Here is an 8521-nt window from a genome sequence, read left to right as displayed (position 1 = left end):
CGCGGCGTCACGAGCGGGCGCATCCCGGGCGACGCCGGGCGCCACCCCTCGATCGCCTCCGCCAGCGCGCGCGCGAACGTCCCCGCGCTCGCCGGCCGCCCCTCGACGTCGCGCGACAGCCCGGCGTCGAGCACCGCCTGCACCGCGTCCGGCCACGGCATCGCCGGCTGCGCCTGCGCCAGCGTGCGCGGCGCCTCGGTCAGGCGCGCCGCCATCACGCGCTCGGGCGTCGTCGTGTCGAACGGGAAGCTCCCGGTCAGGCACTGGTAGGCGATGATCGCCAGCGCGTACACGTCGCTGCGCGCGTCGATCTGCCCGCCGAGCAGCTGCTCGGGGCTCATGAACTCGGGGGTGCCGACGACGTAGCCGGCCTGCGTCAGCCCCGCCCCCCCCTCGTCGGCGCCGAGCGCCTTGGCGATCCCGAAGTCGACGACCTTCACCCGCTCCGCGCCGTCGCCGTCCTCGACGACCATCACGTTGTCGGGCTTCAGGTCGCGGTGCACGATCCCGAGGCGGTGCGCGGCGTCCATCCCCTCGGCGATCTGGCGCACCAGCGTCGCGGCGCGGCGCGGCTCGAGCGGCCCGGTGTCGGAGAGGAGCTTCTTGAGCGAGCGCCCCGGCACGAACTCCATCGCCAGGTACACCGTGCCGTCGCTGGTCTCGCCGAAGTCGTAGACGCGCGCCACGCGGTCGTGGTCGATCCGGCTCGCGCTCGCCGCCTCGCGGGTGAAGCGCGCCACCGCCGCGGCGTCCTTGAGCATGTTGTGCCGCAGCACCTTGATCGCCGCCTGCTGCGGCAGCCGGACGTGGCGGGCGAGGTAGACCTTCCCCATCCCGCCCTCGCCCAGCAGGTCGGTCACCAGATAGCGGTCCGCGACCACCGACCCGATCAGGTCCGCCGTCACCTCCGCCGCGCGCAGCGTGGTGCCGTCGGCGGGGCAGAAGGCGTTGGCGTCGGAGTAGGTGGTGCCGCAGACGGGGCAGATCTTGGACATGGGGCGGGTGGGGCGAACTCGGGTGGGGCGAACTCGGATGATGCGAGAGCGGGTGAAGCGACGGCGGCCGGGGCGGAAACGCGCGGTACCCGGGTTCGTCCTCCCCGAGTTCGCCGTCCCCGCACTCGCCTCTCCCGAACTCGCCCCTTCCGGACTCCCCCGCAAGTGGGCGCGCAACCTATTGACGGTCCCCGCCGGCCGGGACGAGGTTGGGGGGCCCTCCCCCCTTCCCGAGGTCCCCGGATGCCCCGCCCGCCCCGCCTCCTCGCCGCCGCCGCGCTCCTCGTGCTCGCGGCCCCGGCGCACGCCCAGTCGTCCGACCGGCGCCCGACCGTCGCCGTCCTCCCGTTCGAGGTCAGCGCGCTCAAGGACCGCGCCGACTTCGAGCCGCTGAACAGGGGCGTCGCCGAGATGATGGTCTCCACGCTCGCCGCCAACCCCGGGGTGCGCGTCATCGAGCGCGAGCGCATCCAGAAGCTGCTCGACGAGCAGACGCTCGGCGCCTCCGGGCGCGTCGACGCCGAGACGGCGGTGCGCATCGGCAAGCTGCTCGGCGTGCACCACATGCTGACCGGGCTCGTCATGGTCGACACGAAGCGCCAGGTGCGCATGACGGCGCGCTCGATCAACACCGAGACGGGCGTCATCGAGTACGCCGAGTCGGTGAGCGGGAAGGCCGACGACCTGCTGACGCTGATCGACCAGCTCGGGAACAAGGTCAACACGGGGCTCAAGCTCCCGCCGATCCCGTTCCGCGTGAACACGCCGACGGGGGGCGGCGAGGCCGCGCAGACGCGCACGGCGAGCAACGCCCCCGCCGCCGCGAAGCCCGGCGGCTCGTTCCGCGCGATGATGCTGATGAGCCGCGGGCTCGAGAAGCAGGACCGCGGCGACACGCAGGGCGCGATCGCGCTCTACAAGAACGCGCTGCAGGAGGACCCGGGGCTCGACCGCGCGCGCGTGCGCCTCGCCTCCGCCGAGCGCGCGCCGGCGCCCTGACGCCGCGCCCACGGGCGGCACGACGCGGGCCCGGCGACATCGGTCGCCGGGCCCGCGTCGTTCACGGTGTGCGTGCGGCGGGGCGGCGGTTCAGCGTCACGCCCGCGCCGAAGTAGCGCGCGCGCACCTGCGACGTCCCCGGGGTGATGGTGAGCGTGCACACCGGGTTCGACCCGAACGACGAGCAGTCGCCCGCCCACCCGGCGAAGCTCCCGGTGCTCGGCGTCGCGGTGAACCGCACCACGTCGCCCGCGTACATCGGGTACGGCCCGGTCACCAGGAGCGGGACGGGCGGGACCACGATCGACACCGTGTCGCGGATCGTCTCCACCAGCAGCCGCGCGTCGTAGGTCCCGGGGTTCGCGTTCCCCTGCTGCTCGACCTCGACCGAGACGACCACCTGCGTGCCGAAGCGCGCCGTCACCGTGGTCGGCGACACCGGGGTGAACACGCACGGGTTCACGAACAGCCCCGTGCACGGCCCCGTGGTCCACCCGACGAACGCGGAGCCCGAGGAGGCGCTCGGCGTGACCGTCACCGGTTGGCCGGTCGACACGCTCCCGCCGCCGGGCGGGCACCCGTTCCCCGCGAGCGCCTCGGAGTTGCCGGTGCACGACAGCCCGTTGCTCGCCGTCAGCGTGCCGTTGGTGTTGCTCAGCCCCGTGAAGGCGAGCGTCAGCGTCGTCGCCGGCGACGCGTCGAACAGCGCGCCCACCGTCCGCGGGCCGTTCATCGGCACCACGCACGGCACCGTGGAGCCGGTGCACGCGCCCGACCACGACACGAACACGCTCCCCGGCGCGGGCGTGGGGGTGAGGCTCACGTTCGCGTTGGTCGTGAACGCCGCCACGCACGCGCCGTTCCCCGTCGGGCCGGTGATGCTGCAGGCGATCCCGCCCGGCGCCGAGGCGACGGTGCCGCTCCCCGGATCGATGCTGTTGATCCCCTGCACCGTGAGCTGCTGCGTCGGCGTCAGGTCGAAGCGCGCGGTGACGGTGCCGCCCTGCACGACCGGCGACAGCAGGCACGTCGTGCCGGGCTGCCCCGCGCACGGGCCGCCCCACCCCACGAACTGGCTGCCGGCGAACGGCTGCGCCGTGTAGCTGCGCGTGCTGCCGAGCTGCGCGACCTCCGAGCAGGCGCCGTTGCGTCCCGAGAGCGGCAGGTTGCACGTGCCGAACGAGGTGATCACGCGCCCCTCGCCGGTGGCGGCGGGGTCGCGGTCGAACTCGAGCCCCACCGGCCCCTGCGCCTGGAAGGTCGCGGTGACGCGGCCGCTCGCCGACGTCACGTCCACGGTGCAGGTGGGGACGACGGCGACGCAGGAGAAGCCGTCCCACCCGACGAGCACGTTGCCCACCGCCGGCGTGGCGACGAAGGTGGCCGTCCGCGTCGGCGAGCGCAGCGAGCAGCTGGTGGTGCCGAGGCCGACGTTGGTGCACGCGCTGTTGGGCCCCGTGGCGCCCTGCAGCGTCACCGTGCCGGCGCCGCCGTTCACGTCCACCAGCGCCTCGAAGTCGAAGCGCGCGCCGACCACGTACGGCGGGTTGCCGGCCGTGCGGAACGGGACGGTGCGCGTGCACGTCGGCGCGGTGCCGGCCGCGGCGCACCCGTCGGTCCACCCCTGGAACCACCCCGCGAACTGGCTGGTCGCGGTGAAGGTGACCGTCGAGCCCTCCGGCGCGACGGCCGTGCACTGGAAGCTCGCCGGCAGGCCGGCGCACGACACGAGCCGCCCCGCGCTGTCGGAGAAGGCGGTCGCCACGCTGCCGGCCCCGGTCCAGTCGTAGCTCAGGTTCACCAGCTCGGGGAGCGAGACGCGCACCGTGCCGCCCGCGGCGTTCGCCGTGAAGCTGCACGACGTGGTCGTCGCGGTGCAGAGCCCCGACCACGCGCCGTAGAAGCCCGGCGCGGTGAAGCTCGTGAGCGCCAGCGACACCGGCGCGCCCGCGGCGTACACGGCGTCGCAGCTCCCCGAGAACGCGCCGGTGACCGGCGCGATCGTGCAGTCGATGCGCTGGTCGCTCGACTGCACGCGGCCCCCGCCCGTGAAGCCGGCGGCGGGGCGCACGCTCACGGTGCCGATGAGCGCGAAGCCCACCGGCACGCTCACGCTGGTCCCCGTCGCCGCGAAGGTTCACGGGCTCGACACCGGGACGTTCGCGCAGGGCCCGCCCCAGGTCGCGGACACGCCGGCGGCCGGCTGCAGGGCGAGCGTCACGCTCCCGCCCACGTCGACGAGGCGCTGGCACGTCGTCGTGCCCTGCGTCGGCCCCAGCGTGCAGAAGGGGGCGCCGTTGAGGGTCACCGTCCCCGCGCCCGAGCCGCCGACGCCGACGGTGAGCTGGGCCTGCCGCCGCAGGAAGCGCACGCCCACCGACGCGGCCGCGCGCGCCGTGAAGGTGCACGTCGGCCCCGCGGTGCCGGCGCACGCGCCGGTCCACGAGCCGAAGGTGCTGTTCGCGTCGGGGGCCGCGGTGAGGGTGACCGTCGCGCCGATCTGCACCAGCCCGTCGCACGCGCCGGTCGCGTTCGCGCCGGCGATCGCGCACGCGATGGCCGGCTGGGACGGCCCGCCCGACACGCCGCCGCCGCCGGTGGTGTTGGCGTCGCCGCCGACCGTGACGCGCACCGCGCCCGGCACGAACGTCGCCCCGACCGACGCGTCGGCGGCCAGCGTCACCGTGCACCCGGGCGTCGCGCCGCTCGACGCGCAGGCGCCGCTCCACGTCCCGAACTGCGAGCCGGTCGCCGGCGCGGCCGACAGCGACACCGCGCGCCCGACGTCGACGCGCAGCGCGCAGCTCTGCGAGCCGGCGCCGGCGCCCAGCGTGCACTCCTGCCCGGCCGCGGCCACGGTGCCGGCGCCCGCGCCGCTGACGGCGACGGTGAGCGTCACCTGCCGCCGCGTGAACGTCGCGCCCACGCCGCGCGCCCGGTCGAGCGTCACCACGCACGTCCCCGTCCCGCTGCACGCCCCCGTCCACCCGGCGAAGGTGCTGGTCGGCGCCGGCGTCGCGGTGAGGGTGATCGGGGCGGCGCCGCTGGCGGTCGCGGTGCAGGTGCCGCCGGTGACGTCGTTGCTGCGCGCGCACGCGATCGGCCCGCCGCTCACCGTCCCCTCGCCGGTGCCGCCGACGTCCACCGTCAGCGACTGCGGCCGCGCGAAGCGCGCGCCCACCGCGCCGCCGGTCGCCCCGACGGTGATGGTGCACGTCGCCGACGTCGACCCCTCGCACGCCCCGACCCAGCCCAGGAAGGCGTCGGGGGCGGTGGCGCCGGCGGTGAACGTCACGCTCGTCCCCTCCGCGAACGCCGCCGAGCACGTCCCGCTCGGCTCCGGCCCGAAGCGGCAGGCGATCCCGCCGGGGACGCTCCCGATCAGCCCCGCGCCGTCGCCGGCGTTCGAGACCGAGACGGTGCGCTCGGGGACGAAGGTCGCGCGCGCGGTGCGCGCCTGGTCGGCGGCGAGCGTGCAGCGGTCGGCCGCGGCGGCGCCCGCGCAGGCGTCCCCCCACCCGACGAACGCCGAGCCGCCCTGCCGCACGGCCTGCAGCGTCACCGACACGTCGCCCGGGAAGGCGGAGCTGCACGCCCCCTGCGTCGCCCCGGCGACGATGCGGCAGTCGATCCCGGCGGGGGTGGAGACGACGCTCCCGCTCCCCGTCCCGCCCGAGGCGACCGTGATCACCGAGGTGCGCGGCACGACGGTGTAGTCGAGGCTCGCCTCGCGCCCGTTCACCGTCGCGGTGACGCGCGTCGTCCCCGGCGCGACGCCGGTGACGGTCGCCGTCGCGGCGTCGGCGCCGGCGGCGACGGTGGCCGCGGCGGCGTTGCTCGTGCGCCAGACGGCGGCGCGCCCGGGGAGCGCGGCGCCGCTCGGGTCGAGCGCCTGCGCCGTCACCGCCGACGTCGCGCCCACCTCCAGCCGGATGCTCCCGTCGGGGCGCGTCACGGCGGCGGCGGGCGGCGTGACGCGAACGGTGCGCACTTCGTAGAGCGTGACGGCCGTCGGCGTCGCGACGGTGACGCCCGGCTGCAGCACGAGCGGCCCGAGCGTCGACTCGTCGAGCGTGCGCGCGTCGAGCAGCAGCGTGAGCGTGAGCCGCACGGTGCACGTCTGCTCGGCGCCGCCGCCGCGCCGCTGCGCGTCGCCGAGGCAGGGGCCGAGGTCGACCGGCACCGGCACGTCCTGCGTGCGCGCGTCGGTGAGCGGGAAGGTCTGCGTGGCGAGCGGCGCCTGCGAGCCGTCGGCGCGCTCGTAGGTCGCCGCCACGCGCAGCGACGCCGTCCCCGTCTGCTGGAGCGCGGGGAGCTGCGCCGAGATGGCGAGGCGCGCGGGGAGCGGCCCCCTGCCGCCGGGGCTCAGCAGGTCGGCGGCGCCGCCGCAGCCGGCGAGCAGCAGGGCGGCCGCGAGGAATCGGAGCGATCGCATGGCCGCGGCCTCAGAAGCGGGTGAGGATCGTGAGGCCGCCCGCGGCGCCGACGTAGGACGTCGACGGGAGGCGGGTGAACCGCAGCTGCCCCAGCTGCCCGCGCGCGAACGGCTGCACCGTCACCGGCCCGAAGGCGCGCGACAGGCCGAGCGTCAGCGCGCCCCCCGACACGCCGGCGGTGGTGAGCGCGTCGTCGAGGTCGAGCCCCGAGTGCCACCGCCCGTCGAGCGCGGTGAAGACGTCGGTGCGCGCGGTGACGGGCGCGGTCATGCGCACCCCGCCGTCGAGGTAGTTGCCGCTGGAGCCCGGGACGGTCACGCCGTCGCGCGAGAAGCGCGCGCGCCACCGGTTGGTCCCCCAGAGCACCAGCTCGCGCAGCCGCGGCGCGCCGAGCTGCAGCTGCACGTCGGTGGTGACGACGGGGCCGAGCTGCACGGCCGCCAACTCCAGCCCCGACGCGGGGGCGGTCGCCGTGGCGCCGGCGCGCAGCCGGTCCTCGGCGAACACCTCGGCCGACACGGCGACGCTGAGCCGGTGCGCGCCGAGCGGGCGGTCGGCGCCGAGCGAGCCGCGGATCACGCCCCCCGGGCGGAAGTCGACCGACGGCGCGCCGGCGACCAGCGCCGCGACCGGGGCGAACTCGCCGCGGTATTCATAGGAGGCGCCGGCGGCCAGCGCCCACCCGCCGGCCTGGCGCGCCAGCAGCAGCCCGAGCGTGCCGCTCGGCCCCTGCCCCACCGGCGGCGCGATCATCCCGAACGCCGGCGCCGCCAGCGCGCGCAGCGCCGTCAGCTGCTCGGCGTCGAGCTCCGTGCGCCCCGTCGGGACGTTGGCGCCGACGGTGACCAGCAGCGCCTCGTCGAACAGGCGCCCGGTGGCGCGCAGCCGGACGTCGCTGACGCCGGCGAGCGTCGCCGTGCGGCGCGCGCCGCCGGCGTCGTCGTACTCCACCTCGCCCGTCCCGTAGACGGTCGTGGCGTCGAGCGTCCAGGCGCCGCCGATCGGGGTGACGGCGGTGACGGGGACGGAGAGCTGCATCACGGTGCGCACGCGCAGCGAGTCGCCGCCGAGCAGCGACGCCTGCCGCACGCCGTCGCCGAGGCGCAGCGTCTCGAAGGTCGCGCCGGCGCCGGCGGCGCGCAGGCCGAGCAGGCGGTCCTGGGCGTGCGCCGGTGCGGCGAGCGTCAGGAGCGCCGGGAGGAGGAGGCGGCGGGGCGTCACGGGCGCGTCACCCGGATGACGACCGTGGCCACCGTGCTCGGGAACGCCGGGTCGGCCGGGCTCCCGGTGGTGCGCACCGTCGAGGTGATGAAGTCGAGCGGGCGGTTGATGCGGTCGAGCGTCCCCGCGACGGCGGCGTCCACCGCGCGCACCCCGGGGACCGACACGCGCGCCGCCGTGACGCCCGACTCGGAGAGCGAGCGCGCCTGCTCGCCGCGGTCGCGCGCCTGGCGGAAGCTCGGGTCGAGGCGGCGCGCGCGGCGGAACTCGTCGACCGCGCCGCGGAAGTCGCCGTCGAGCTGCCGCTGCACGCCGCGCCCGTAGGCCAGCAGCGCGGCGAGGTTGCGCGTCGGGCGCTCCTCGACCACGCGCCGCTCGGCGGGGGTGAGCACGATCCCGAGCGCGTCGAACAGGCGGAGCGCGAGCGCCTTCTCGGCGGCCAGCACGTCGGCCAGCGGCGCCTGCGCGTCGATCGTGGTGGCGAGGGCGCCGCTCTGCACGTCGGCCACCCGCACGCCGAGGCGCAGCGTGTTGGCGTCGCCGAGCGTGCCGACCGAGCCGACGAGGAGCCGCTGCGCCTGCAGGATGCGCCCGACGCGCGGCGCGGTGGCCGAGTCGACGCGCCCGGCCGCGGCCAGGTCGAGCTCGCGCAGCACCTCGCCGAGGCGCGTGCGCTCGACGAGCGTGACGCGGCTGCTGCGCGACAGGTCGGTCGCGAGCAGGTCGGCGAGGGCGTAGCCGAGCGGCGCCAGCGCGGTGTCGGCGGCGGCGACCGCGAACGGCGGGATCCCGAGGACCGCGCCGGGGGCGAGCGCGCCGGCCTGCGTGCGCTCGCGGGCGACGGCGACGCCGACGTCGGGCGACGCGGCG

At 76.8% G+C, this 8521-nt stretch carries 6 protein-coding genes; 1 reads left to right on the top strand and 5 read right to left on the bottom strand.

Going from position 1 to position 8521, the window contains the following annotated elements:
* On the bottom strand, window positions 1-995 hold a 995-nt coding region (locus PYV61_RS16125; RefSeq protein ID WP_275833421.1), incomplete at its 3' end, for a serine/threonine-protein kinase.
* 243 nt (window positions 996-1238) lie between these two features.
* On the opposite strand from PYV61_RS16125, the gene PYV61_RS16120 reads away from it, so the two are divergent.
* Window positions 1239-1994 carry a CsgG/HfaB family protein gene (locus PYV61_RS16120; protein ID WP_275833419.1) on the top strand — a complete coding sequence of 252 codons (756 nt, stop codon included), beginning with the start codon at window positions 1239-1241 and terminating at the stop codon, window positions 1992-1994.
* Window positions 1995-2055: 61 nt separating this feature from the next.
* Here PYV61_RS16120 and PYV61_RS16115 read toward each other — a convergent pair whose 3' ends face one another.
* The 4 genes from PYV61_RS16115 to PYV61_RS16100 all read right to left on the bottom strand — a co-directional run.
* Entirely contained in the window at window positions 2056-4107 is a 2052-nt protein-coding gene (locus tag PYV61_RS16115; protein WP_275833417.1) for a hypothetical protein, read from the bottom strand.
* Window positions 4108-4131: 24 nt separating this feature from the next.
* Window positions 4132-6429, bottom strand: a complete 2298-nt coding sequence (locus tag PYV61_RS16110) for an Ig-like domain-containing protein (RefSeq protein WP_275833416.1) — start codon at window positions 6427-6429, stop codon at window positions 4132-4134.
* A 10-nt stretch (window positions 6430-6439) separates the two neighbouring features.
* The gene (locus PYV61_RS16105) at window positions 6440-7651 is read right to left on the bottom strand and encodes a hypothetical protein (protein WP_275833414.1); all 1212 of its coding nucleotides are present in this window, start codon (window positions 7649-7651) and stop codon (window positions 6440-6442) included.
* A partial coding sequence (locus tag PYV61_RS16100) for a CsgG/HfaB family protein (RefSeq protein ID WP_275833412.1) occupies window positions 7648-8521 on the bottom strand: 874 nt, incomplete at its 5' end. The genes PYV61_RS16100 and PYV61_RS16105, both read right to left, overlap by 4 nt.

Origin of the sequence: Roseisolibacter sp. H3M3-2 (genome assembly GCF_029211165.1) — a bacterium.
Lineage (GTDB): Bacteria > Gemmatimonadota > Gemmatimonadetes > Gemmatimonadales > Gemmatimonadaceae > Roseisolibacter.
The sequence above is the reverse complement of the archived record's forward strand: the minus strand, read 5'-3'. Positions and strand labels throughout refer to the sequence as shown.